Below are 21,527 nucleotides of genomic sequence, written 5' to 3'. Positions count from 1 at the left end.
CACGAGTGGGGAGAAACGCGCCGACATCCTCCGGGCCCTGTTCGAACACGCCGCCCGCGACGAGGACACGCCCAGCATGGGCGGGTCGGCACCGACGGTAATGGTGCACGTGAATGCAGCGGACCTCGCCTCCGGGGTCGGGGTGGGGTGGATCGACGGCGTCGAGGCCCCCGTGTCTTTGAAGACGGTGCACCAGCGCATCTGTGACGGCGGCTTCCAAGGGGTCCTCTTCGGGGCGAACAACCAAGTCCTCAAGCTCGGGCCGGAACGGCGGTACTTCAACCGGGCGCAACGCCGGGCGATCACCGCCCGGGACGGCGGCTGCATCATCCCCGGCTGCAAAGCCCCGGCGCACTGGGCCGAAGTACACCACGTGAAGCCCTGGGCCAAGGACGGCCCGACGACCGTCGATAACGGGGTCCTGCTCTGCTGGTTCCATCACCACACGATCGACACCTCGGGGTGGGAGATCCGCATGGTGAAAGGCTCACCGCAAGTGCGGGCCCCTGGGTTGATCGATCCGCAACGGCTCTGGCGGCCACCGAACCGGCACCGCGCCCACCAGGTACTCACCGGACCACCCAACCGCGACTGACCGGCCCGACTGACCAGGGCGAACGGGGGCCATGCCGGACGCGGGCCGTCGCTATAGGGTGTCGTTCTCGGAGGCGTTCGGTCATCGTGACCTGACCGCAACATGCGGAACCGGATTTCAGACATCCGTTTCCATATGATTTAGCCGAGGGTGACAAAGGAGGCTCCGTGTCCGCAGACCGACCGGCAATCCGCTTGCGGGGGCTGACCAAGTCCTTCGGCGCGGGAAACGCCGTTGACGGGGTTGATCTCGACGTCGTCGAGGGCGAATTCTTCTCGATGCTCGGCCCTTCCGGCTCCGGAAAGACGACCGTGCTCCGGCTGATCGCGGGCTTCGAACAGCCCACGAGCGGAACGGTGTCGCTCCAGGGAAAAGACGTGACCGACCGCGCCCCCTTCGACCGCGACGTCAACACCGTGTTCCAGGACTATGCGCTCTTCCCGCACATGACCGTGCTCGACAACGTCGCATACGGGCTGCGCGTGCGCGGCGTCGGCAGGCGCGAACGCCACGAGCGGGCCAGGGCGGCCCTCGACACCGTGCGTCTCGGCGGGTTCGGCGACCGGAAGCCCGGACAGCTCTCCGGCGGGCAACGGCAGCGCGTGGCCCTGGCCAGGGCCACGGTCGTCCAGCCCAAGGTGCTGCTTCTGGACGAGCCGCTCGGCGCCCTCGACCTCAAGTTGCGCGAGCAGATGCAGGTCGAACTGAAGGAACTCCAGCGCGAACTCGGCATCACCTTCATTTTCGTCACCCACGACCAGGAGGAGGCGCTCACCCTGAGCGACCGGATCGCCGTCTTCAACGAGGGTCGGATCGAACAGCTCGGAACCCCCGCCGAGATCTACGATCACCCGGTATCGCCCTTCGTAGCCGCATTCGTAGGCACGTCCAACGTGTTCAGCGACGAACTGTCCCTCCGTGTGCTCGGCCGAGGAGGCATCCACTCGGTGCGTCCGGAGAAGATGACGGTCGAGAGGCTGGAGTCCCCGCTCAGCGGCGACCGCTCGGCGACAGGCGTCCTCGCCGAGGTGATCTACCTGGGCAGCAGTACCCGGCTCATCGTCGACCTCGACGCGGGCATGCGCGTCGTCGTGCAGGAGCAGAACGATGCGCGGCGGGTCGGCGACGAAGAACGCGGCGCCCGTGTGCGCGTGGCCTGGTCCGACAGGGACACCGTCGTGGTCGTCGCAGACCGCCGCACCGAATCACTGGACCCGGCACCTTAAAACAGCTCACCAAGAATGGAGACCGTAATGAACCGCCACGCGCCCCACCGCAACTCCAGACTGACCGCCCTGACCGGGCTCGCCATCGCCTCGATCGCGCTCCTCACGGCGTGCGGAACCACGACGTCCGGGGCGACCAAGCCCACCGCATCCGCACCGACGGCCCTCGGCGCGAACGAGGGGGCCGTGTCGATCCTCGCGTGGCCCGGCTACGTCGAGGACGGCAGCAACGACCCGACCGTGGACTGGGTCAGCGCCTTCCAGGACGAGACCGGCTGTAAGGTCACGAGCAAGACCTACGGCACCTCCGACGAGGCCTTCAACCTGATGAAGACGGGCGACTACGACGTTGTCGCGGCCTCGGGAGATGCCTCCCTGCGCCTGGTCGCCGCCGGAGACGTCGCCCCGGTGAACACCGACCTGATCCCGAACTACGCCGGAATCTACGACTTCCTCAAGCTGCAGGCCTGGAACAGCGTCGACGGTGTCTCCTATGGCATCCCGCACGGCTACGGCGCCAACCTGTTGATGTGCAACAAGGATGTCGTCACGCCGGCCCCGACATCGTGGGACGTCGTGTTCGACAAGTCTTCGGCGTACAAGGGCAAGGTCACGGCATACGACTCCCCGATCTACATCGCGGATGCCGCCATGTACCTGATGAAGCACCAGCCCGATCTCGGGATCAAGAACCCGTACGCCCTCGATGAGAAGCAGCTCGCGGCGGCCGTCGACCTGCTCAAGCAGCAGCGCCCGAATATCGGAGAGTACTGGTCCGACTACCTCAAGTCGGTGCAGTCCTTCGAGACCGGGGACACGGTCGTCGGAACCACCTGGCAGGTGATCCGCAACTCGCTCGCCGCCGGGACCGCCGCCGAGGTCACGGTTCCGTCGGAGGGCGTCACCGGCTGGTCTGACACCTGGATGATCGCCTCGAAAGCGGCGCACCCCAACTGCGCGTACGCCTGGCTCAACTACATCGCGAGCCCGAAGGCGAACGCGCAAGCGACCGAGTACTTCGGAGAGGCCCCGTCCAACCAGAAGGCCTGCGAGTTCATGACGGACCCCAACCAGTGCGCGACCTATCACGCCGGAGACGCCGACTACGCGTCGAAGATCTGGTACTGGACGACGCCGATCGCCAAATGCGTCGACGGCAGGACCGACGTGACCTGCACCGACTACGCGGCCTGGACGACCGCGTGGCAGGAGATCAAGGGCTGATGCTCCAGGCCGATTCCGGCGGGCCCGTACCGGTGCCCCGCGACACCGGGGCCCGCCGGATCTCGGTCTTCCTGAGCCGGCACCCCCGGCTCCGACTCTCCCTGCTGCTCTCGGCTCCGCTGTTCTGGCTCGGGCTGGTGTACATCGTGGCCCTCGCGGCGCTGCTGATCACGGCCCTGTGGACGGTGGACACGTTCACGGGAACCATCACGCAGACCTGGACGCTCGACAACATCGTGACCGTGCTGACCGGCTCGCTGTACCAGACGGTGACCCTGCGCACCCTCGGCATCGCCGTGGTCGTGACCGTCGTCGACATCCTGGTCGCCCTGCCGATCGCGTTCTACATGGCCAAGGTCGCGAGCACCCGGTGGCAGCGGGTGCTCGTGATCGCCGTGCTGATGCCGCTCTGGGCGAGCTACCTGGTCAAGGCCTATGCGTGGCGCTCCGTGCTGTCGAGCGACGGCATCGTCGACTGGCTGGTCGCGCCCTTCGGCGGCCAGACCCCGGGATACGGGCTGCCGGCAACGGTCATCACCCTCGCCTACCTCTGGCTGCCGTACGTGATCCTGCCGATCTACGCCGGACTGGAACGCGTGCCGGACTCCCTGCTCGAGGCCTCAGGCGACCTCGGCGGCCGGACCGGCTCCACCCTTCGGCTCATCGTGCTCCCGATGATCTGGCCGGCGATCATCGCCGGTTCGATCTTCAGCTTCTCGCTCACCCTCGGCGACTACATCACGGTCAACATCGTCGGCGGGGCCAACCAGATGCTCGGGAACCTCGTGTACACGAACGTCGGCGCGGCGAACAACCTGCCCCTCGCGGCGGCGATCGCCCTCATCCCGATCGTGATCATTTTCGGATACCTCGCCGCCGTGCGCCGCACCGGCGCCCTGGACAACCTGTAAGGGGAGAGATGCGCCTCAGCAGACCGGCACGGATCGTCCTCGCCGTCCTCACCGGGATCATTCTCGCGGTGATCTACCTGCCGCTCATCGTCGTGCTGATCAACTCCTTCAGCACGAGCACGAACCTGACCTGGCCACCGCCCGGCCTGACCTTCGAGTGGTGGGTGAAGGCGTTCCACAATGAGGGCGCCCTCAACGCGATCGGGACGAGCGTGCAGATCGCGATCGTGGCGACCCTGGTCTCCCTCGTCCTCGGCACCCTGATCTCGCTCGCCCTGCAGCGGTTCGCGTTCTTCGGCCGCGACGCCGTGAGCCTCCTCGTGATCCTGCCGATCGCGCTCCCCGGGATCATCACGGGCATTGCGCTCAACAATGCGTTCCGCACGATCATGGGCATTCAGCTGTCGATCGCGACCGTGATCATCGCGCACGCGACCTTCTGCATCGTCACGGTGTTCAACAATGTCATCGCGCGTCTCCGCCGCGTCGGCATGAACTTCGAGGAGGCGTCCGCCGATCTCGGAGCGGGGCTGTGGACCACCTTCCGACTCGTGACCTTCCCGCAGCTGCGTTCTGCACTCTTCGCGGGGGGACTTCTCGCTTTCGCGCTGAGCTTCGACGAGATCATCGTGACGACGTTCACGGCGGGGTCGAGCGTAAAGACCCTGCCGATCTGGATCCTCGACAACCTGTTCCGGCCGAATCAGGCCCCGATCGTCAACGTCATCGCGGTTGTCCTCGTGCTGGTCTCAATCGTGCCGATCTACGTGGCACAGCGCCTCGCGGGGGCCGAGAAAGTCACCCCCTGAGACCCACTCGGTTCAGCGCGCGTCGCGCCCGGTGAGCGCGAGGAGACGGGACTGCAACGGCGCGTCGTCGGGGAGGGGAACCGGGGGAGCGAAGAGGCCGCTTGCTTCGAGGGCGTCCTTCTGGGGCTCGAAGACCGTCCAGACGGCGGCGACGAGCTCGTCGTCGAGGGACTCGTCGGCGGAGACGGCCCTGGCGAGATCCCAGGTGTGGATGGTGACCTCCGCGACCTGTTCGCGCAGGTACTCCGCGGCGGTGACGGTTTCGGACGCCAGCCGGACGGGAGCATCCGCCGGGGCCTCCGACCAGGCGGCGGTCGCGAGGGCGGAGTAGGTGTCCCATTCCGCCTGCAGGTCGGAGCCGAGCGGGGCGCGGGTGAGGCGAGCCTCGATGACCGACCGTCCGGCGAGGAGCCGCGGTACACTCTGCTGGCCGCGGACGACGTGGCGCACGAGTTCCCGGACGGTCCAGTCCGAGTCGGGGGTCGGCGCGTCCCAGCTGGTGACGTGCGCGAGCCGGGCGCTGAACTCCTGGTGGGCCTGCTGCTGAAGTGCGATCCAGTTCGATTCCATGAAGGCTCCTTTCGTTGCACGATGCAACCCCTGCGGTCGCCGGTGCATTCCGCCTCGCACGCTACCCGTGGAACGGGTCTGCCCGCACGGTCGGCGGTGTGGGTTAGGGTCTCAGGGTGAGCAGGCAGGACGGAAGCGACCGCACGGTCTCGGCGGCAAGCGTCGACGACTCCTCCGCGACCCTGCTTCACATCGACATGGATGCGTTCTTCGCGTCCGTCGAGCTGCTCGACCACCCGGAACTCGTCGATAAACCCGTCATCGTCGGCCACCGCTCCGGCCGCTCCGTCGTGACCGCCGCCAACTACGTCGCCCGGCGCTACGGCGTGAACTCGGCCATGCCGATGGCGCTCGCCCTGCGGCGCTGCCCGGCGGCGGTCGTCCTCGAACCGCACATGAGCCGGTACCGGGATTTCTCCGAGCAGGTGATGGGCATCTTCACGGACATGACCCCGCTCGTCGAGCCGCTCAGCATCGACGAAGCCTTCCTCGACGTCTCCGGGGCCCGCCGCCTGCATGGCTCGCCTGCCGTGATCGCGGCGCTGATCCGGGAGCGGGTCCAGAACGAGACCGGGCTCACCTGTTCCGTCGGTGCCGCGTCGACGAAGTTCGTCGCCAAGATGGCGTCGAGCAGGGCGAAACCCAACGGCCTGCTCGTGGTACCGGCTGAGGACACCGTCGCGTTCCTGCATCCGTTGCCTGTCGGCTCACTCTGGGGCGTCGGCGCCATGACCGAGAAGTCGCTCCTCGGGCTCGGCCTCCGCACGATCGGCGACCTCGCCGCCACGCCGCTGCCTGTGCTGCAGAAGTCAATCGGCGAGGCCTCCGGCCGCAAGCTGCACGAGCTCGCGTGGGGGAGAGACCCGCGGGGAGTGACCCTCGAACGCGAGGAGAAGAGCGTCGGCCACGAGATCACCTTCGAACACGACGTGACGGATGTCGCCCGGCTGCGCAGCGAGCTCCTCCGCCAGTCCGACGCGGTGGCGGTTTCCCTCCGGCGGGCCGGCCTCGTCGGGCGCTGCGTGGTCCTGAAACTCCGGTACACCGACTTCAGCACCGTGACCCGTTCGCGCACCCTCGCCGAGGCGACGAACGTGGGCCGCCGCATCTACGAGGAAGCCGCGGCGAGCTTCGACGTGCTCGCGGCCCGCGGCATCCGGGTGCGACTGATCGGAGTGCGGGTGGAGCAGCTGGGCGACGGCGATGGGGCGGGCCTCGGCCTCTGGGACCCCGACGACGACTGGCGTGGCGCCGAACTCGCGGTGGACTCCGTCACCGCGCGCTTCGGTCGCGGTTCGGTGCGGCCCGCCTCACTGCTCGGGCCGAGCCAGGCCCGCCCGGTGGGCCTCGACGCCACCAAGCCGAACCCCCGTGCGGGAGAACGCGGCGACGCGAATCCCTGATGCCGGGCGTTGCGGAGCGCGGCGGAGTATCGTGAAGAGATGACTAGCCTCCCCGAAAAGCTCGCAGAAATCTCCCGCTCCGCCGGCGTGCGGTCGGCATACGGTGACCCCGTCCTCGTCGACGGGATCACGATCGTTCCCGTCGCGCTCGTGTACTACGGTTTCGGCGGCGGCGAAGGTGAATCGACCGAAGGATCCGGCACGGGTGGCTTCGGCAGCCCCGGACACGGCGCCGGCGGCGGCGGTGGCGGAGTCTCCATCCCGGTGGGCGCCTACGTGAAGTCCGAGGGCACCGTTCGCTTCGAACCCAACGTCATCTCGCTGCTCGCCGTCGGTATCCCCTTCGTCTGGGTCGTCGGCAAGACGCTCAGTCACGTGATCCGGGCACTCAAGAAGTAGCCCCTACTCGAAGGCGTCCGGGACCCCGTCGTTGTCCGCGTCCGTCTTCTCCTTGAGGTCGATCTCCCGGTAGTGCCGGTTGCGGCTGCGCAGCACGACGGCGGCGAGGAGAGCCGCGAGCAGGGACGCCGTGAGGATGGCGACCTTGGCGTGGTCGTCCTCGATCGTGCCGTGCCCGAAGCCGAGCTCGCTGATCAGCAACGACACCGTGAAGCCCACCCCGGCGAGCATCGCGACGCCGATCACGTCGACCCAGGCGAGGTCGGGGTCGAGCGATGCCTTCGTCGTGCGGGTCACGAGCCAGGTGGCGCCGAGGATGCCGACCGGCTTGCCGAGGACGAGCGCGACGATGATCCCGATCGCGACGGGGTCGCTCAGCGCTGCCGCGAGACCGGCGGGCCCGCCGATCGCGACACCCGCGGAGAAGAAGGCGAAAACCGGGACGGCGAATCCCGCCGACAACGGCCGGATCCGGTGCTCGAGGGTCTGGGCGAGCCCCGCTCCCGCGTCTGGTCCGCCACCACGACGACTGCGGAGCACGGGCACCGCGAAACCGAGCAGCACGCCGGCAACGGTGGCGTGGATGCCGGACGCATGGACCAGAACCCAGGTCAGCACGCCGAGCGGCACGAGAACGAGCCACGCCAGCCACGGTTGCGTCCCGAAATGGTACGAGTATCGGCGCGCGAGGAATGCGAACACGGCGAGCGGCACCACGGCGGCCGCAAGCAGGAGCGGCTGGAGGTTGCTCGTGTAGAAGAACGCGATGATCGTGATCGCCAGCAGGTCGTCGACGACGGCGAGGGTCAGCAGGAACACCCGGAGGGCGCTCGGCAGGTGTGAGCCGATCACGGCGAGCACGGCGACGGCGAAGGCGATGTCCGTCGCGGTCGGTACGGCCCAGCCGCGCAGCGCCTCCGCGCCACCGCCGAGGTTCACGAGCGTGAAGAAGAACGCGGGGGTCAGCACGCCACCGACGGCCGCGGCAACGGGAACGACAGCGCGGTCGAGGGTGCGCAGGTCCCCGGCGACGAATTCGCGTTTGAGCTCCAGGCCGGCGAGGAAGAAGAAGATCGCGAGCAGCCCGTCGGCCGCCCAGGCCCCGACGCTGAGCTGGAGGTGCCAGGGCTCGTAACCGAACTGGAAGTCGCGTACGGCGAAGTAGAGGCCGGAGGCCGGCGAGTTCGCGAGGACCAGGGCGATGACGGTCGCTACGAGGAGGAGTGCCCCGCCGACCGTCTCACGACGGAGGATCTGACTGATCCGCACGTATTCCGGATAGCTGCTGCGCCGGAAGACCGCGCCGATTCCCCGAGGATTGCGAGGGGAGGGGGCGCTTCCTGGTGGAGTCATCGGCGGATTCGTGGGTGGGGTCATGGGTGGATCCTCTGGTTTCGGGCTCGATGAGCGGACGCCGACCAGACTTCCCGGCACACCTGCTTTCACTGTACACGGGGCCCTCGCCGCGCCCCTGCCCGCGGCGGGAAGCCGGTGCGGTCTATACTCGGAATCGAACACGGGAGTCCGGTCAACCGGGCTGAGAGGAAGCTTCCTAAGCTTCGACCGTCAAACCTGATCTGGATCATGCCAGCGCAGGGAGGCAGAAACACTCATACCCGTGCCCTCAATTGCCATTGAAAGGGCGCGACATCATGCATTCAACAACCACCACACCCGCAGCCCGGGTTCGCAACTACCGCTGGCGGGTCGTCGACATCGTCGTCGCCAGCGTGATCGGCGTCGCGAGCGGCGTCATCTTCTGGGCGTGGGGCCTGGCCTGGACGCCGCTCAGCACCGTCCTGGCTTTCACGCCCGGCCTCGAGGGCCTCCTCGCCGGCGGCTGGCTCTTCGCAGCCGTGCTCGGCGGACTCGTCGTGCGGAAGCCCGGCGCCGCCGTCTACACCGAGGTCGTCGCAGCCGTCGTCTCGATGCTCATCGGCACCCAGTGGGGTTTCTCGACCCTGATCTGGGGCGTCGTCGAGGGCCTCGGCGCGGAGATCGTCTTCGCCCTGTTCCTCTACTCGAGCTGGAAGCTCGGCACCGCACTCCTCGCCGGCGCCGGCGCCGGCGTTGCGGTCGGAATCCTCGACGTGCTGAACAGCTACGCAGCCGTCGACGACGCGATGAAGGTGACCTACTTCGTCTCTGCCGTGATCTCCGGCGTGCTCCTCGGCGGGCTTGTCTCCTGGCTCGTCCTGCGCGGCCTCGTGCGCTCAGGAGCCCTGAGCCGCTTCGCCGCAGGCCGGGACAGTTCGGGCCGGGCGGCCCAGCGAGCCACCGCGTAGCGGATGCCCCTGGATCCCGATTCCGTACGCCCGGTCGCGGGCGCGCATGTGCGCGCCCGCGGCTGGGGCTGGCGGCACGCCGGACGGGGCGCGCCTGCGGTCTCCGGACTCGACCTCGACATCCGCCCCGGCGAACGGGTGCTCTTGCTCGGCGCGAGCGGCGCGGGCAAGAGCACTCTCGTGCACGCGCTCGCCGGAGTACTCGGATCTGAGGATGAGGGCGATGAGACCGGCGAACTTCTCGTCGACGGGCGGCGTCCTGCGGATGCCCGCGGCCGGGTCGGTCTCGTGCTGCAGGACCCGGATTCCCAGGTCGTGCTCGCGAGGGTCGGCGACGACGTCGCCTTCGGCTGCGAGAATCTCGCCGTGCCGCGCGACGAGATCTGGCGCAGGGTCGGTGCCGCCCTCGACTCGGTCGGCCTGCGGCTCCCGCTCGACCACCCGACCTCCGCGCTCAGCGGCGGCCAGAAACAACGCCTCGCACTGGCGGGCGTCCTCGCGATGCGGCCGGGCCTGCTCCTGCTCGACGAGCCGACTGCGAACCTCGACCCGGAGGGTGTCATCGAGGTGCGCGACGCCGTGCGCCGCACCCTCGACGCCTCCGGGGCGACCCTGATCGTGATCGAACACCGGGTTGCGGTGTGGCAGGACCTCGTCGATCGGGTCATCGTGCTCGATGCCGCCGGTGGAATCCTTGCCGACGGGCCGACAGGCACCGTGCTGCAGTCCGAGGGCGAACGGCTCGCAGCGGCAGGGGTCTGGGTGCCGCACCTCCCGCCGCGGCTTCCCGGCCGGCTGCCGAGCCGGCTACCTGCCGACCTCGGACTCCAGGCCGGGGGAGCCCAGACTCCCGACCTCCTGTTGAGCGCGAGCGGCCTCGCCGTCGGGCGGGTGCCGTTCGCCCGACGCACCGCACGGGTCGTCGCTGGCGGGATCGACCTCACCATCGGGGCGGGAACGGCGACCGCGATCACGGGCCCGAACGGCGCGGGTAAATCGACCCTCGCGCTCACCCTGGCCGGCCTGCTCGCCCCGGCGGGCGGCCGTCTCGCTGCGAGTCCCGGCCTCGCGGGCGGCCTCGGCACCGAACCGGTCCGCTGGCGTTCCCGCGCCCTGCTGACCCGGATCGGTACGGTCTTCCAGGACCCGGAACACCAGTTCCTCTCCGGCTCCGTGCGCGCTGAACTCGCCGTCGGCCCGCATGCCCTCGGCCTCGCCCCCGCGGAACAGGTCCGCCGGGTCGACGAGCTCCTCGAGAGGCTGCGGCTCGACCACCTGGCCGAAGCGAACCCCTTCACTCTTTCCGGCGGGGAGAAACGCCGGCTCTCGGTCGCGACTGTGCTCGCGAGCCGCCCGCGGGTGCTTGTGCTCGACGAGCCCACCTTCGGGCAGGACTCCCGGACCTGGCGGGAGCTCGTCGCCCTCCTCGTCGAGGTGCAGAGCGCGGGCACAGCCCTTGTCTTCGTCACCCACGACGAGCTCCTCGTCGACACGATCGCCGACTCCGAATACCGGCTCGCGGGTGGCAGGGCCGGGTCGGCGGCCGGCTCAGCGGCGGGGGCGCGCCGATGAGCCTCCTCACGCCGAGCATCCGCCCGAGCGCGGTCGCCCGGCTCAACCCCATCTCCAAGCTCGGTGCCGCGATCGTCGTGAGCCTCGCGCTGCTGCTCTCGATCGACTGGGTCTCGGCACTGGTCGCCCTCGCCCTCGAGGGCGTGCTGCTGTTCTGGTGCGGGCTGAGCGCGCGGCAATTCTGGCTGCGCACGTCGACGCTGTGGATCGCAGCGCCCTTCGCGGGCCTGACGACGGTGCTGTATGGCCGCGACTCCGGAGCGGTGCTCCTGACAATCGGTTTCGTGACGGTGACGGACGGCTCGGTCCAGCTCGGCCTGGCCATCGCGCTCCGGGTACTCGCGATCGGCCTGCCGGGAATCGTCCTCCTGGCCACGACGGACCCCACCGACCTCGCCGACGGGCTCGCGCAGGTGCTGCGCCTGCCGGCCCGGTTCGTGCTCGGCGGACTCGCCGGCCTGCGTCTCGTCGGCATGTTCATCGAAGACTGGCGCTTCCTCAGCCTCGCCAGGCGCGCACGGGGTGTCGGCGACGGCGGCGGACCGATCGGGGCCCTCCGCCGCTTCTTCGGGCCGGCCTTCGCCCTGCTCGTCATCTCGGTACGCCGCGGGAGCAAGCTCGCAACGGCCATGGAGGCCCGCGGCTTCGGGACGGCGCCGCGCACCTGGGCCCGCGCATCGGCGATCGGGGCAGGGGACGCCGTGATGCTCGGCCTCGGCCTCGGCATCGCCGGCATCGCGATCGCGGTCGCGGTCTGGGCGGGGACGTGGCATTTTGTCCTCTCCTGACCAGGTGCTGCTCGCCCCGGTGCTGGCGGCGATCGCGGCGTTCCAGAGGGCGGATGCCGGGCCCATCGTGATCCTGATCGACGGGCCGAGCGGTGCGGGCAAGAGCACCCTCGCCGACCGCATCCTCGACGCCTGGCCGTCGACCGCCGGGCCGACGAGAGTGCGGCCCGCACTCATCCGTCTCGACGACATCTATCCAGGCTGGAACGGACTGGCCGCCGCGAGCGCACACCTGACCGAACACGTGCTGCGCCCGTTCCGGGCCGGACTGCCCGGCGCCTGGCGCCGCTATGACTGGGGAGCGGACGCGCCTGCGGAATGGCATCCGGTCGACCCGGCCCTTCCGCTCCTCGTCGAGGGCTGCGGCACGCTCTCAGCGGCCAATGCCGGCCTGAGCGACGTACGGATCTGGCTCACTGCCGACGACGAGGAACGCAAGCAGCGGGCCCTCGCGCGGGACGGTGAGGCATTCCGGTCGCACTGGGACCAGTGGCAGGCAGAATGGCAGGGATTCCTCGTGCGGGAGGAACCCGGACGATGGGCGACGATCGAACTCGACGGGACCCCCGGCCTCCGTGGAGATCGGGGAAATCGGGGAGATCGGGGAAATCGGACTAGCGTTAGGTCATGACTAGTCCAGCTCCCGAAGAAGTGTTCTACACCGCCGAATTCATCGATGGCCCCCTCGAGGGACAGGTCGATTCCCGAGTCCTCGTGCGGGGCGCGCATGACAGCCGGATCAGCATGGTCTCGCTCGTCGAGGGCATCGAGACCCTGTTCTGGTACGACGAGGTCGACGAACGCGACGTGCAGGGCCGGATCCATGTGCGCTACCGCTTCGACGCGACGGACAGCGACCCGTACGTGCCGGAAGACCAGCCGGAGTAGCCGCTACTGCTCCAGGAGTGCCGAGATCATCGGCACCGGGTTGAGCAGGCGCCAGCCGGGTCCGGGGGCGCTGATCGTCGTATCGAGCACGAGGGGTGAGGTCACGGCCTCCCCGCTCGCATCCACGGTGACCCGGCCGACCGTCGTACCGGAGCGGCCGGTCGCGAACGCGTCCAGGTCAAGCGTGGGTGCTCCTACCGGAGCGGCCTGCCAGCCGAAGCGGGTCTTGGCCGTCTTCACGACGCCAGAGGCCGTCGCGTCCCAGGGAGCGTCGAAACGCACGTACGCCGCGCCCTCCGCGAGGATCGGGAGGTCGGTGACTCCGGCCTTTGCACTGGCCATGAGCGCCTTCAGGTCGGCCGTCAGCGTGTCGTAGTCCGGCTCGCCGATCACGGCACCGGCGAAGGTGAAGGCCGCCGGCGCGGTTCCCACGCTTGCGGTGAACAGGAAACAGACGCCGCCGGCGTCCGTGTAGCTGCGGGAGAGGCCGGTGATGCCCTCCTCCGGCAGGTAGGCGGTCGTGTTGTCGACTCCGCGCTGGCCGACGAGGGCGGATGCCGGGCTCGCGAGGATCTGGCTGATCACCGGGTTGGTCGCGGCGAGGCCCGCGAGCCGCGCCAGGTCCGTTCCGGTCCCGACGCTCGCATCCGCGAGGCCCGTGGCGTCCGCGACGTGGATGCCGGCCAGGCCCTCCTTCGTGAGCCAGGCGTTGGCGGCCGTGACGTAGGCGTCGAGGGAGCCGAAGGCCCACCGGGCGAGGGTATCCGCGTGGTTGTTGCTCGAACCGAGGACCATCGCCTGCAGGAGTTCCTGCTGCGTCCAGGTTTCGCCGGGGAAGACGATGACCGTGCGCGCACCGTTGGCCACGTAGTCGAGGTAGTCCTGGTAGTCGGCCGGCGTGATCGGCACCCCGGGCCCTGCGGCGCCGGCGTCGAGGGGCTTGGCCGAGAGCACGACCAGGGCGGCGACGATCTTCGCCGCGGCGGCCATCGGCAGCGGGGTTGTGCTGCCCGCTGCGGCGATCGGGGTGGTCGCGACCGTCGTCGCGGTCGTTGCCGCGCCGGCGGCCGGCGGCACGAGGCTCACGACGGCGCTCGTGCCCGCGGCAGGGAGCACCGGGGGAGTGGCGGCTGTCGCGGCGGCCGGTGCCGACACCACGGTCGCCTTCACCATCGGGAGCGGCCCGAGGAGCGTCGCGGGCCCGTAGACGCCGATGACAAGGATCGCCAGGGCACCGACCGTGATACCCAGGGCGCGGCCGGGCCGGAATTTACTCATGAGTCGAGGCTAACAAGTGCGGGTCATCCCCAGCCGAGCTCGTGCAGCCTGTCGTCATCGATCCCGTAGAAATGGCCGATTTCGTGCACGAGGGTGATGTGCACCTGATCGCGGAGCTCATCGAGGGAGTCGACGATCGCGAGCAGGGACTCCCGGTACAGGATGATGCGGTCCGGCATCTCGCCGAAACCGTACTGGTCGCGGTGTGTCAGGGCGACGCCGTCGTAGAGGCCGAGCGTGTCGAGGGAGCCGTCCTCCGGACGATCCTCGACCACGAAGATGACGTTCTCGAGCCCGTCGACCATGTCGTCGGGCAGGAGATCCAGCTCGTCGACGACGACCTTCTCGAATTCCTCGTGACTGAATTCATCGGGGCTGAGCTGCGGCATCCGTTCAGCATCTCACAGTGTTGATTTCACACAGTACTGATCGTGAGGTGCTGAACGGATGCCTGCTCTACTTGGGGTGACTGACGGGGCTTGAACCCGCGACCTTCCGGACCACAACCGGACGCTCTACCAACTGAGCTACAACCACCATGTGCTGCGCTTTTCCCGAAGGAGCAGCGGCAACTCAAGAATTCTATTACACGTTTGGAGTGAATGCTGACACGGCTTCTGCCGCGCTCGCTTTTGCCTCGTCGCTCGTGGGTCCGGGGTCGGCCACGAACACGGTCTGGCGGTAGTACGCGAGTTCGCGAATCGACTCGAGGATGTCTGCGAGTGCGCGGTGCCCGCCGTCCTTCACCGGGGCGTTGAAGTACACCCGCGGGTACCAGCGACGGGCGAGTTCCTTGATGGAGGAGACATCGACGTTACGGTAGTGCAGCTGGTTGTCGAGGCGCGGCATGTACTTCGCGAGGAACGAGCGGTCCGTTCCGATCGAGTTTCCGGCGAGCGGCGCCTTCTGCTCCGCGGGAATGAACCTGAGAACGTACTCGAGGACCTCGAATTCGGCTTCCGCGGCGCTGACCCCGTTCGGGATCTCCTCGATGAGGCCGGAGGTCGTGTGCATATTGCGCACGAAGTCGTTCATATTCGCGAGCGCGGAGGCGTTCGGCTTGATGATGATGTCGAGGCCCGGGTCGATCACGTTGAGGTCGTAGTCGGTGATGACCACGGCAATCTCCACCAATTCATCGTTTTCCAGGTCTAACCCGGTCATCTCGCAATCAATCCAGACCAACCGGTCACTGCTTTTTGTCATGGTCCGAGTCTAGCGGCGGGGTCCGACGCGGTCCCAGGCCCGCCAGCGAGCCCGGGCCGGGCCTGGCCGGCGGATGCCCGGGGCGGCGGGGTCTGGGTCTGCGGTATCGTTGAAGCGCTCCGCGCCCCCGTAGCTCAGTGGATAGAGCAGCGGCCTTCTAATCCGCTTGTCGTTGGTTCGATTCCAACCGGGGGCACCACACCACACCACGCACGGCATTTCCGCGCAGCGGATGCTACGACACCCATTCATCGGATCCGGAGCAGGCTTCCGGCGCCCAGCGGGTACTCTCCCGGCCGGGGTCCCGTGGCCTCGACCAGGATCGGCCCAGGCGACGCCCTGCGGTCCGTGGTGGGAAACCAGGGACGGCCGGGTGAGACGAGGATCAGCAGGCCGTCGGTGTCTCCGACCGGTGCGAAGCTGCGGCCGGGCTCACCGGCGTACGGCCGGACATCCGCTTCGGTCTTCAGGAATTCGGCCGTCGCAAGCACGTCGTCCGTCGCGACGCCGACCTCGCTGATGCAGAGCAGGTCGGCGCTCGTGAATGCGCCGCGGGTGTTGTTGTCGAGGTCGCGACGGACGATGAACTCGAGGACCGAGCGGTCCGGCCCGGTGAAGTAGAGCGAGCGGGCGTTCCAGGCTGCGAACTCGAACTCGTCGGCATCGGGAGTGCCGATCAGGGCGGATCGGGGATCGAGCCACTGCCGGGCCGCTGCGAACGTGTTGGAGGGGATCGTGACGGCCAGGTGGTGCCGGCCGACGGCGTCCTGGTCCTCAGAGAGTTCGAGCAGGGTCGTCCCGATGCGCACCTCAATCGTGGTCGTTTCCCTGGCGCCCTTCCTGTCGACCGTGAGGAGGAGGACGTCCTCGAAGAATTCCGCTGCTTCGCTCGTGTCCCGAATGCGCGCGGACACCTTCGTGATCTGCATGGCTCCAGTCAAGACCTCCACGTGGATGAAACAAAGCGCGCCGGACACACCCCGCTGAACAAACGCCGCTGAACAAAGCACCTCTCGCCGGGCGGCCGGGCCGGCCGTTTTGATAGATTCGATGCATGGGAGAACTTCAAGCGCGCATCATCGCCGAACTGCATGTGTCACCGACAATTGATCCGGCTACCGAGATTCGACGACGGGTGGACTTTCTCAAGGAGTACCTGGTGGGCTCGGGTGCGAAGGGGCTGATCCTCGGCGTCAGCGGTGGACAGGACTCCTCCCTCGCCGGGCGACTGGCCCAGATCGCAATCGAGGAGCTCGACGACGCCGGACAGGAATTTGAGTTCGTCGCCGTACGGTTGCCGTATGCCGTGCAGCACGATGACGCCGATGGCGAACTCGCGCTCGACTTCATCCAGCCGCACACCGCGCTCACCTTCAACGTGCAGCGCGCGGTCGACGGCATCGCGGCCGAATACGAGGACAGCACCGGCGAGACCCTGCCCGACTTCGACAAGGGCAACACCAAAGCCAGGGAGCGGATGGTCGCCCAGTACGCCATCGCCGGGGCGCGCGGACTCCTCGTGATCGGCACCGATCACGCCGCAGAGGCCGTCACGGGCTTCTTCACCAAGTACGGGGACGGCGGCGCGGACGTGCTGCCGCTCACCGGCCTGACCAAGCGCCAGGGCAGGGCGCTCCTCATCGAACTCGGGGCGCCGAAGCACCTCTACCTCAAGGCGCCGACGGCCGACCTGCTCGACGGCAATCCCGGCCAGACCGATGAGGACAACCTCGGCCTGCGCTACGAGCAGATCGACGACTACCTCGAGGGCCTCCCCGTCGACGAGGAGGTCGCTGCGGCGATCGAGGCACGGTTCCTGAACACGGAGCACAAGCGCCAGGTTCCGGCATCCCTCTTCGACCAGTGGTGGCGCTGAGCCCTGTGGCACCCGCAGTACGTCCCGCCGGACGCCGTTAAGCACGAATCGCCCGGAGCATCGAATGCTCCGGGCGATCTGCGGTACTGCCTGACCTGCGCTACTGCCTGACTACGGGTGGTTGATCGGTGCCGGACGCACCTCGAGGGCCTGGACATCGTCGAGGAGGCGCTGGGTCTCCGTCGACGGCGTGGACTGGCTCGCCGCGTGCACACTCGGCGTGGGCGGTGCGGGGACGGGCGCTGCCGGAAGGGCCTCGTTGAACTGGTCGTGGTGCTGCTGGGCAGCCCACGCATCCTGCTGGGCGAGAAGGCTGGATTCCGAGGTGGAGTTCTGCGTCTTCCACCGATCGAGGTCGCTTTGGAACACCTTGCGGGTACGGCGGGGCTTGTCCTGCCACTCGATCAGTCGATCGCGGAATTCCAGCAGGGCGGGCTCAAGCTGGTAGCCGAAGGTCGCCGAGGTGCGCTTGAGCTCGTTGAGCTGGTGCGAGGCCCAGTTGGCCGCGACGCCGGCGCCGGGAATCGGAAGCAGGCGAACCTGAATGTCGGCCTGGCCGACGGCACGGTCCGCCATGACCTGTTCCTGCGGGGTGAGCGAATTCCAGACGGATGCCTCGGTCGCGGCATCGATGAGGGCGCCGATGGCCGCAGCCTTGAGTTCCCTGTCGTGCTGGACGAGGAGCTGCTTGATGGCGCCGCGCCCGATCAGGGCCGTGAGAACGCCGGCGATCAGGATCGCGACAATGAACACTACGGCTGTGTTCACCACGGTCTGGTTGCTGGCTGCCGTGAGCCAGGATACGAAACTATTCCACCACGTCATGTGCGGCACTTTATCCTGAGCGCGGCGGGTTGGACGGCTTTGCCGACGGCGTGCCTCAATGTGGTCGGATATCTCACCGTGGCCACGGCGGGCTAGCGGAAGCAGTCCGCGGCATCCGCCAGCTGCCAGAAGGTGCCCAGATCGAGGGTGCGGGTGGCCGGGAGCAGCCGCCGGGCCGCGAAGGACTCTCCGCGGTCGTCGAGCTTGCGTTCGATGTGGCCGAGGACGGCGCCCGAACGGCCGGTGACCCGCCAGAGACCGTCTTTCACCGGGACGAGGGCGAGGCCGCGAACGGACGCGACCTCGGGGAGAGCGGCTCGAAGTGGGGCCAGGAACGGGGTGTCGGTCATGGGGTCCTCCGGTGCCGGGTGGCGGGGTCTCGGGTGGCTGGTGCTGTGCTCAGCACGCTACGGGGGACCCCCGACATTCGACCGGCTGCCCGGTCGGCACCGGTAAACGAGGACGTCAGGAGCGCTAAGGCAGCTGGATGGCGCCGGTGACTCCGGGACCGGCCAGGTCCAGGTCAACGGGCCGGTTGGCCCGCGCCGTCTGCGCCACCACGATTCCAGCGAGGACGAGCAGTGCGCCGAACGCCTGGACGCCGTCGAGTGTTTCTCCGAGCCAGAGGAATGCGAAGGCGAACGCGAAGATGACCTCAGACGCGGACACGATGCCCGCAGCCGTCGCGGTCAGGCGGGCGAGGGCCATATACGAGAGCAGGTACGGGGCGAAGGAGCCGAGCACCCCATTCCAGAGCAGGAGTGTCCAGAGCGGAGCTGCCACGGTCGCGAGGTTGCCGTGCAGGTGCACGGTTTCCGTGAGGAGTGCGGGGTCGATCTGCCACCATCCGCTGAACAGCAGCCAGAAGGCGCTCGCGAACAGCATCGACCAGAACGCGACGGCGAGGGGCGAGGAGGTTGCGACCTGGCGCTCTCCGACGAGGAAGTAGATCGCGAGGCAGATCGCCGCCGCGACGCCGGCGATGACCCCGAGCGTCGACAGCGGGCTCGCCCAGATCTGCGCGACGATGGCCATGCCCACGAGGACGCCCCCGATCGCCCACCAGATTCGTGGCTTGACGCGCTCCTTGAACGCGAAACGCGCCACGAGGGCGATCAGGAGCACGCCGGAGTACTCGAGCATGAGCGCGATCCCGACGGGGAGCAGGCTGATCGCGACGGCGTAGAACCACTGGATGAGTGCGACCCCGGCGACGCCGAGCAGCGCCATGACGGCGAGCTGGCTCCTGTCGATGCGGAATGCCCGCCGGTTCGTCACGAGCAGGACTGCGCCCGCGAGCGCCATGATCACCGTGACCCTGACGAAGGTCAGCTGCGCGGGGGACAGCCCCGCCTCAACGATGACCTTCGTCGTCGAGCCGTTGAGCCCGAAGAGCAGTGACGCGAGGAGCGCGTACAGATACCCCAATCAGGAGTCCCGGCCGGTGCCGTGCACCGCGAACGGTTCGATGCCGGTGATCTCGGCCTCGCTGAGAGCCGGCGCGTCGAGGGCGGCGACGGTCTGTTCGAGCTGGTGAACGCTGCTTGCCCCGACGAGCACGCTCGTCACCTGCGGCTGACGCAGGATCCACGTCACCGCCAGCTGGGCGAGGGTCTGGCCCCGGCCGAGCGCGATCTCGTTGAGGGCCCTTGCCCGCTCGAAATAGGTGTCCGTCAGGGCGTTCTCCGAAAGGAAACGGCTCGTCGCCGCGCGAGAGCCCTCCGGGACACTCCCGCCGAGGTAGCGGTCGGTGAGGAGACCCTGGGCGAGGGGGGAGAAGACGATGCTGCCGATGCCGAGCTCGTCGAGCACGGGGAAGAGGCCGTCCTCGATGTGCCGGTCGAACATGGAATACCGCGGCTGGTGGATGAGGAGCGGGATCCTGTGCTCGGCGAGTACGGCGGCAGCGGCCCTGGTCTCCTCAGGGGAGTAGTTGGACACGCCGACGTAGAGCGCCTTGCCCTGCTGGACGGCGGTCGCGAGGGCGCCCATCGTCTCCTCGATCGGGGTCTCCGGGTCTGGACGGTGCGAGTAGAAGATGTCCACGTAGTCGAGGCCGAGGCGCCCGAGGCTCTGGTCGAGGGACGACAGCAGGTACTTGCGCGAACCGAAGTCGCCGTATGGGCCCGCCCACATGTCGTACCCGGCTTTGCTCGACACGATGATCTCGTCGCGGTACGGCCTGAAGTCCTCCGCGAAGACCCGGCCGAAGTTGGTTTCGGCAGCCCCATACGGCGGGCCGTAGTTGTTGGCGAGGTCGAAGTGGGTGACGCCGAGGTCGAAGGCCCTGCGGAGGATGGCCCGCTGGGTGTCGATGGGGCGTTCGTTTCCGAAGTTGTGCCAGAGGCCGAGCGACAGGGAAGGGAGCTTGAGGCCGCTCCGTCCGGTCCGGCGATAGGTCATGTCCGAATAGCGGTTCTCAGCGGCGACAAAGCTCATGGAATCACTCTAGGGCCGGAGGGGAGGGTCCCCTCCTCAACAGGCATCCGTTCCGTGGCGTTTTCCCCGCACAGGGATGCCGCGGACCGTCCTCCCGCACGCGGCCGCACACTCGGAGGTGACCCGGGGGCGTCGGAGACGGGCACGAGCGTCGCCCCCGGGCCGACGCCGGGCGAGCGTCCGGCGACGACCAGGACGGGAGACCCATGAGCAACAGCATTACCGTGACCGGAATCGTGGCGACGACGCCGCGCCACCTCGTGACGAGCGCAGGCCTCGCGATCACCTCCTTCAGGCTGGCCTCCGGGCAGCGCCGGTACGACCGGACCCTGCACAGCTGGGTCGACGCCGACACGAACTGGTACACCGTGACCGCATTCCGTCACCTTGCGCACAACGTCGTGCGTTCGGTGCGGAAGGGCGAGCATGTCCTCGTCGCCGGGCAGCTTCGGGTGCGGGCGTGGCAGAACGCCGAACGATCCGGCACCTCCGTCGAGGTCGAGGCCGAGGCGGTCGGCCACGACCTGTCCTGGTGCACGACGAACTACCTGCGCCCGGTCACGGACGCGGCCGCGGTCCGGGGGCTCCCGACTGCGCCGGATCCGGCCGGCGCGTCGGGCGCTTCCTCCGGCGAGACAGTCCCGCCCGCCGGTGTCACGACCGTCGTCACTGGCGAGTCGGCCGTGCGGTCGGTTTAGACTCGATGGCACTGGCCGCACCGCGGCCTCGGGAGGACACACGTGCCGGCAGTACACAGGACGACAATCCGGCCCGTGGTCGCCGTCGTCATCGCCGGCCTTGTTGTCGCAGCCCTGGCCGGCTGCTCCGCAAGCACCGCTGAACCCACCCCCGTCGCGGCCACACCGACAAGCGTTCCGGTTGCCACCGCCACGGCGGCGCCGGCACCGGCCGTGCGGCCCGAACTCGGCGCCCAGGCGAACCTCGCATACTTCAACCAGGTCGCTGCGGCCGTTGATCCCGCGACGGGCGGTCGCGGCTTCGTGGACGCTCTCGTCGCCGCCGGATTCGACAAGGCGATGATGGAGGTCGGGTTCGACAAGACGAGCGTCAATCTCGACGCCGACTCCGTGCAATTCTCGGTCCGCTTCCCCGACGGCTGCCTGATCGGACAGAACGGGTCGAAGTCCGGCGGGTACCACAGCATGGTCACGTCCGCGATCTCGACCGGCCGGTGTCTGATCGGGGCCACGCGGCAAATAGACTGGTAAGCAC

Annotated in this window: 25 protein-coding genes, 2 tRNA genes and 1 riboswitch; of the genes, 16 read left to right on the top strand and 11 right to left on the bottom strand. The window is 68.4% G+C overall.

The genetic code is table 11. From position 1 onward, the window contains the following. The 5 genes from E3O50_RS08580 to E3O50_RS08560 all read left to right on the top strand — a co-directional run. Positions 1 to 595: HNH endonuclease signature motif containing protein (locus E3O50_RS08580; RefSeq protein WP_134559960.1), on the top strand; the 595-nt coding region annotated here is incomplete at its 5' end. 167 nt (positions 596 to 762) lie between these two features. Beyond that, entirely contained in the window at positions 763 to 1,821 is a 1,059-nt protein-coding gene (locus E3O50_RS08575) for an ABC transporter ATP-binding protein (RefSeq protein ID WP_134447674.1), read from the top strand. 27 nt (positions 1,822 to 1,848) lie between these two features. Continuing rightward, positions 1,849 to 3,045 (top strand): ABC transporter substrate-binding protein, encoded by a 1,197-nt coding sequence (locus tag E3O50_RS08570; protein WP_134559958.1) that lies wholly within the window; start codon positions 1,849 to 1,851, stop codon positions 3,043 to 3,045. Next, positions 3,045 to 3,956: an ABC transporter permease gene (locus E3O50_RS08565; protein WP_134448085.1), complete on the top strand. Its 912-nt coding sequence runs from the start codon at positions 3,045 to 3,047 to the stop codon at positions 3,954 to 3,956. The genes E3O50_RS08570 and E3O50_RS08565 overlap by 1 nt, the downstream gene beginning before the upstream one ends. Before the next feature lie 8 nt (positions 3,957 to 3,964). After that, positions 3,965 to 4,765 carry an ABC transporter permease gene (locus E3O50_RS08560; RefSeq protein WP_134447678.1) on the top strand — a complete coding sequence of 267 codons (801 nt, stop codon included), beginning with the start codon at positions 3,965 to 3,967 and terminating at the stop codon, positions 4,763 to 4,765. Positions 4,766 to 4,777: 12 nt separating this feature from the next. Here E3O50_RS08560 and E3O50_RS08555 read toward each other — a convergent pair whose 3' ends face one another. Continuing rightward, positions 4,778 to 5,335, bottom strand: a complete 558-nt coding sequence (locus E3O50_RS08555) for a TIGR03086 family metal-binding protein (protein WP_134559956.1) — start codon at positions 5,333 to 5,335, stop codon at positions 4,778 to 4,780. Positions 5,336 to 5,451: 116 nt separating this feature from the next. Here E3O50_RS08555 and E3O50_RS08550 point away from each other — a divergent pair, with 116 nt between their 5' ends. Together E3O50_RS08550 and E3O50_RS08545 are read left to right on the top strand one after the other, a co-directional pair. Further along, positions 5,452 to 6,738: a DNA polymerase IV gene (locus tag E3O50_RS08550; protein WP_134559954.1), complete on the top strand. Its 1,287-nt coding sequence runs from the start codon at positions 5,452 to 5,454 to the stop codon at positions 6,736 to 6,738. 39 nt (positions 6,739 to 6,777) lie between these two features. Further along, a complete protein-coding gene (locus tag E3O50_RS08545) occupies positions 6,778 to 7,137 on the top strand; it encodes a spore germination protein GerW family protein (protein ID WP_134447684.1) in 360 nt (119 codons plus the stop codon). Positions 7,138 to 7,140: 3 nt separating this feature from the next. Here E3O50_RS08545 and nhaA read toward each other — a convergent pair whose 3' ends face one another. Further along, on the bottom strand, positions 7,141 to 8,490 hold the full coding sequence (gene nhaA / locus E3O50_RS08540) for a Na+/H+ antiporter NhaA (protein ID WP_134559964.1): 1,350 nt from the start codon (positions 8,488 to 8,490) through the stop codon (positions 7,141 to 7,143). Between the two features lie 153 nt (positions 8,491 to 8,643). Further along, positions 8,644 to 8,753: riboswitch (TPP riboswitch) on the top strand. Positions 8,754 to 8,789: 36 nt separating this feature from the next. Between nhaA and E3O50_RS08535 the strand changes: the two genes are divergently transcribed. From E3O50_RS08535 to E3O50_RS08515, 5 genes are read left to right on the top strand one after another with little or no spacing between them, the layout of a single operon-like run. Continuing rightward, on the top strand, positions 8,790 to 9,422 hold the full coding sequence (locus tag E3O50_RS08535) for an ECF transporter S component (RefSeq protein WP_134559952.1): 633 nt from the start codon (positions 8,790 to 8,792) through the stop codon (positions 9,420 to 9,422). Positions 9,423 to 9,425: 3 nt separating this feature from the next. Continuing rightward, entirely contained in the window at positions 9,426 to 10,994 is a 1,569-nt protein-coding gene (locus tag E3O50_RS08530; protein ID WP_134559950.1) for an ATP-binding cassette domain-containing protein, read from the top strand. Continuing rightward, the gene (locus E3O50_RS08525) at positions 10,991 to 11,782 is read left to right on the top strand and encodes an energy-coupling factor transporter transmembrane component T (RefSeq protein ID WP_134559948.1); all 792 of its coding nucleotides are present in this window, start codon (positions 10,991 to 10,993) and stop codon (positions 11,780 to 11,782) included. Before E3O50_RS08530 ends, E3O50_RS08525 begins: the two co-directional genes overlap by 4 nt. After that, a complete protein-coding gene (locus E3O50_RS08520) occupies positions 11,769 to 12,413 on the top strand; it encodes an ATP-binding protein (protein WP_241975441.1) in 645 nt (214 codons plus the stop codon). Before E3O50_RS08525 ends, E3O50_RS08520 begins: the two co-directional genes overlap by 14 nt. Next, positions 12,410 to 12,670: a hypothetical protein gene (locus E3O50_RS08515; protein ID WP_134447692.1), complete on the top strand. Its 261-nt coding sequence runs from the start codon at positions 12,410 to 12,412 to the stop codon at positions 12,668 to 12,670. Before E3O50_RS08520 ends, E3O50_RS08515 begins: the two co-directional genes overlap by 4 nt. A gap of 3 nt (positions 12,671 to 12,673) precedes the next feature. On the opposite strand, the gene E3O50_RS08510 is transcribed toward E3O50_RS08515, so the two are convergent. The 4 genes from E3O50_RS08510 to orn form a co-directional block, all read right to left on the bottom strand. Further along, positions 12,674 to 13,948: a hypothetical protein gene (locus tag E3O50_RS08510; protein WP_134559946.1), complete on the bottom strand. Its 1,275-nt coding sequence runs from the start codon at positions 13,946 to 13,948 to the stop codon at positions 12,674 to 12,676. A gap of 23 nt (positions 13,949 to 13,971) precedes the next feature. Further along, positions 13,972 to 14,337, bottom strand: coding sequence for a metallopeptidase family protein (locus E3O50_RS08505; RefSeq protein ID WP_134559944.1), 366 nt, complete (start codon positions 14,335 to 14,337; stop codon positions 13,972 to 13,974). 72 nt (positions 14,338 to 14,409) lie between these two features. Beyond that, positions 14,410 to 14,485: transfer RNA gene (locus tag E3O50_RS08500), tRNA-His, on the bottom strand. A 48-nt stretch (positions 14,486 to 14,533) separates the two neighbouring features. Beyond that, complete coding sequence (gene orn / locus E3O50_RS08495; protein ID WP_134447698.1) at positions 14,534 to 15,154, bottom strand: oligoribonuclease; 621 nt, start codon at positions 15,152 to 15,154, stop codon at positions 14,534 to 14,536. A gap of 123 nt (positions 15,155 to 15,277) precedes the next feature. Here orn and E3O50_RS08490 point away from each other — a divergent pair. After that, positions 15,278 to 15,353 (top strand) — tRNA-Arg (locus tag E3O50_RS08490). 49 nt (positions 15,354 to 15,402) lie between these two features. Here E3O50_RS08490 and E3O50_RS08485 read toward each other — a convergent pair. Next, positions 15,403 to 16,083, bottom strand: coding sequence for a VOC family protein (locus E3O50_RS08485; RefSeq protein ID WP_134559942.1), 681 nt, complete (start codon positions 16,081 to 16,083; stop codon positions 15,403 to 15,405). A 125-nt stretch (positions 16,084 to 16,208) separates the two neighbouring features. On the opposite strand from E3O50_RS08485, the gene nadE reads away from it, so the two are divergent. Then, positions 16,209 to 17,030 (top strand): ammonia-dependent NAD(+) synthetase, encoded by an 822-nt coding sequence (gene nadE / locus E3O50_RS08480; protein ID WP_134447815.1) that lies wholly within the window; start codon positions 16,209 to 16,211, stop codon positions 17,028 to 17,030. Between the two features lie 111 nt (positions 17,031 to 17,141). Here nadE and E3O50_RS08475 read toward each other — a convergent pair whose 3' ends face one another. From E3O50_RS08475 to E3O50_RS08460, 4 genes are all read right to left on the bottom strand, one after another. Continuing rightward, the gene (locus E3O50_RS08475; RefSeq protein WP_134559940.1) at positions 17,142 to 17,855 is read right to left on the bottom strand and encodes a hypothetical protein; all 714 of its coding nucleotides are present in this window, start codon (positions 17,853 to 17,855) and stop codon (positions 17,142 to 17,144) included. 92 nt (positions 17,856 to 17,947) lie between these two features. Beyond that, positions 17,948 to 18,205: a hypothetical protein gene (locus E3O50_RS08470; protein ID WP_134447819.1), complete on the bottom strand. Its 258-nt coding sequence runs from the start codon at positions 18,203 to 18,205 to the stop codon at positions 17,948 to 17,950. A 124-nt stretch (positions 18,206 to 18,329) separates the two neighbouring features. Next, entirely contained in the window at positions 18,330 to 19,283 is a 954-nt protein-coding gene (locus tag E3O50_RS08465; RefSeq protein WP_134559938.1) for a DMT family transporter, read from the bottom strand. Continuing rightward, positions 19,284 to 20,294: an aldo/keto reductase gene (locus E3O50_RS08460; protein WP_134559936.1), complete on the bottom strand. Its 1,011-nt coding sequence runs from the start codon at positions 20,292 to 20,294 to the stop codon at positions 19,284 to 19,286. A gap of 206 nt (positions 20,295 to 20,500) precedes the next feature. Here E3O50_RS08460 and E3O50_RS08455 point away from each other — a divergent pair, with 206 nt between their 5' ends. Further along, on the top strand, positions 20,501 to 20,992 hold the full coding sequence (locus E3O50_RS08455; RefSeq protein ID WP_134447824.1) for a single-stranded DNA-binding protein: 492 nt from the start codon (positions 20,501 to 20,503) through the stop codon (positions 20,990 to 20,992). A gap of 75 nt (positions 20,993 to 21,067) precedes the next feature. Further along, entirely contained in the window at positions 21,068 to 21,523 is a 456-nt protein-coding gene (locus E3O50_RS08450) for a hypothetical protein (protein ID WP_241975440.1), read from the top strand. Positions 21,524 to 21,527 lie beyond the last annotated feature (4 nt).

This window comes from Cryobacterium sp. MDB1-18-1, from assembly GCF_004402735.1.
GTDB classification, from domain to species: domain Bacteria; phylum Actinomycetota; class Actinomycetes; order Actinomycetales; family Microbacteriaceae; genus Cryobacterium; species Cryobacterium glucosi.
The sequence above is the reverse complement of the archived record's forward strand: the minus strand, read 5'-3'. Positions and strand labels throughout refer to the sequence as shown.

Coding starts and splice junctions, on each gene's coding strand:
- E3O50_RS08570 (WP_134559958.1), top strand. CDS start 1,849: ATGAACCGCCACGCGCCCCACCGCAACTCCAGACTGACCGCCCTGACC.
- E3O50_RS08565 (WP_134448085.1), top strand. CDS start 3,045: ATGCTCCAGGCCGATTCCGGCGGGCCCGTACCGGTGCCCCGCGACACC.
- E3O50_RS08560 (WP_134447678.1), top strand. CDS start 3,965: ATGCGCCTCAGCAGACCGGCACGGATCGTCCTCGCCGTCCTCACCGGG.
- E3O50_RS08555 (WP_134559956.1), bottom strand. CDS start 5,335: ATGGAATCGAACTGGATCGCACTTCAGCAGCAGGCCCACCAGGAGTTC.
- E3O50_RS08545 (WP_134447684.1), top strand. CDS start 6,778: ATGACTAGCCTCCCCGAAAAGCTCGCAGAAATCTCCCGCTCCGCCGGC.
- nhaA (WP_134559964.1), bottom strand. CDS start 8,490: ATGACTCCACCAGGAAGCGCCCCCTCCCCTCGCAATCCTCGGGGAATC.
- E3O50_RS08535 (WP_134559952.1), top strand. CDS start 8,790: ATGCATTCAACAACCACCACACCCGCAGCCCGGGTTCGCAACTACCGC.
- E3O50_RS08530 (WP_134559950.1), top strand. CDS start 9,426: ATGCCCCTGGATCCCGATTCCGTACGCCCGGTCGCGGGCGCGCATGTG.
- E3O50_RS08525 (WP_134559948.1), top strand. CDS start 10,991: ATGAGCCTCCTCACGCCGAGCATCCGCCCGAGCGCGGTCGCCCGGCTC.
- E3O50_RS08515 (WP_134447692.1), top strand. CDS start 12,410: ATGACTAGTCCAGCTCCCGAAGAAGTGTTCTACACCGCCGAATTCATC.
- E3O50_RS08510 (WP_134559946.1), bottom strand. CDS start 13,948: ATGAGTAAATTCCGGCCCGGCCGCGCCCTGGGTATCACGGTCGGTGCC.
- E3O50_RS08505 (WP_134559944.1), bottom strand. CDS start 14,337: ATGCCGCAGCTCAGCCCCGATGAATTCAGTCACGAGGAATTCGAGAAG.
- orn (WP_134447698.1), bottom strand. CDS start 15,154: ATGACAAAAAGCAGTGACCGGTTGGTCTGGATTGATTGCGAGATGACC.
- E3O50_RS08485 (WP_134559942.1), bottom strand. CDS start 16,083: ATGCAGATCACGAAGGTGTCCGCGCGCATTCGGGACACGAGCGAAGCA.
- nadE (WP_134447815.1), top strand. CDS start 16,209: ATGGGAGAACTTCAAGCGCGCATCATCGCCGAACTGCATGTGTCACCG.
- E3O50_RS08475 (WP_134559940.1), bottom strand. CDS start 17,855: ATGACGTGGTGGAATAGTTTCGTATCCTGGCTCACGGCAGCCAGCAAC.
- E3O50_RS08470 (WP_134447819.1), bottom strand. CDS start 18,205: ATGACCGACACCCCGTTCCTGGCCCCACTTCGAGCCGCTCTCCCCGAG.
- E3O50_RS08460 (WP_134559936.1), bottom strand. CDS start 20,294: ATGAGCTTTGTCGCCGCTGAGAACCGCTATTCGGACATGACCTATCGC.
- E3O50_RS08455 (WP_134447824.1), top strand. CDS start 20,501: ATGAGCAACAGCATTACCGTGACCGGAATCGTGGCGACGACGCCGCGC.